The 1,186-nt window shown below is 76.1% G+C and carries 1 protein-coding gene; it reads right to left on the bottom strand.

Features of this window, described 5'->3' with window-relative positions; all coding sequences use genetic code 11:
* Positions 1–73: 73 nt before the first annotated feature.
* The coding region (locus DZG00_RS15585; RefSeq protein WP_233550171.1) for a glycoside hydrolase family 38 C-terminal domain-containing protein at positions 74–1,186 on the bottom strand (1,113 nt) is incomplete at its 5' end.

Genomic DNA, 1,186 nt, shown 5'->3' with positions numbered 1-1,186 from the left:
CGTCGCCCGGGAAGCGGCGGGGCTGTCGCCGGTCGGCTGACCGGCGGTGCCCCGCCGCGCGGAACCGCGGCGACTACCGGCGCGCGAACCGCAGCGTGGCGATCTCGAACGGCCGCATCGTGATCTCCACGCCCTCCCCGGCAGGGACGGCGTCGCGGCCGGGGAGGGTCCGCTCGAGCAGGTCGGTGCGGATCGCGTCGCCGAGGCCGGCGCCGGGATCCACCCGCACGACCGAGCGCTCGCGGCCGCCGCGCGCCTCGTAGAGACGTACCACGAGGTCTCCGGAGCGGTCCTCGGCGAGCTTCACGGCCTCGATCACGACGGCCGCGTTCGACGACGTGACGAGCGGCGCCACGCCGTGGTCGCCCGTCACCTCGCGCACCGGCAGGTTCAGCCGGTAGCCCGCGTCGGCCGCGTCGAGCACGTCGGGCGCGACCCGCACCGCGGAGCGGAGGACGTGCCGGCCCTGGTCGGCGTGCGGGTCGGGGAACACCGGCGCGCGCAGGAGCGACTGGCGCACGAGCGTCGCGCTGCCGCCGTCAGGACGGGGGATCCGCGTCACGTCGTGCCCGTAGGTCGCGTCGTTCGCGACCGCGACGCCGAAGCCCGGCTCGCCCACGTGCACCCAGCGGTGCGCGACCGTCTCGAAGCGCGCGGTCTCCCACGAGGTGTTCGCGTGCGTCACCCTCTGCACGTGCCCGAACTGCACCTCGGACGCGGCCCGGTCGGCGTGCACGTCGAGCGGGAACGCGAGCTTGAGGAGCTTCTGCCGCTCGTGCCAGTCGACGTCGGTGACCACCTGCAGCTCCGGCTCGCCGGCGGGCAGGGTCCACGTCTGGGTGACGCGCGAGGCGCCGAACACGCGCTCGACGACGAGGGCCGCGCCCTCGATCCGCACGGCCGCGACGTCCGTCAGGTCGGTGCGGTTGCGGCGGTATGCGTCGTCGATGTCCCACGCGTCCCACTGGTTCGGGGTGTCCCGGAACAGCTGGAGGAGGCCGAGCCGCTGGCCCGGCGCCACGAGGTCGCGGCCGGACGCGCGGTCGACGAGCGAGGAGACCGTGCCGTCCGCGTCGAACCGGGCGCGGACGAGGCCGTTGTCGAGGAGCCAGCCGTCGCCGTCCGCGAGGGGCGCGGGGGAGGCGGGCGCGGGATCCACGACCGCGGCCGACAGCGCGCCGACGCC

The organism is Clavibacter lycopersici, assembly GCF_003576405.1.
Taxonomy (GTDB): Bacteria; Actinomycetota; Actinomycetes; order Actinomycetales; family Microbacteriaceae; genus Clavibacter; species Clavibacter lycopersici.
This window is presented reverse-complemented; position numbering and strand designations above follow the sequence as displayed.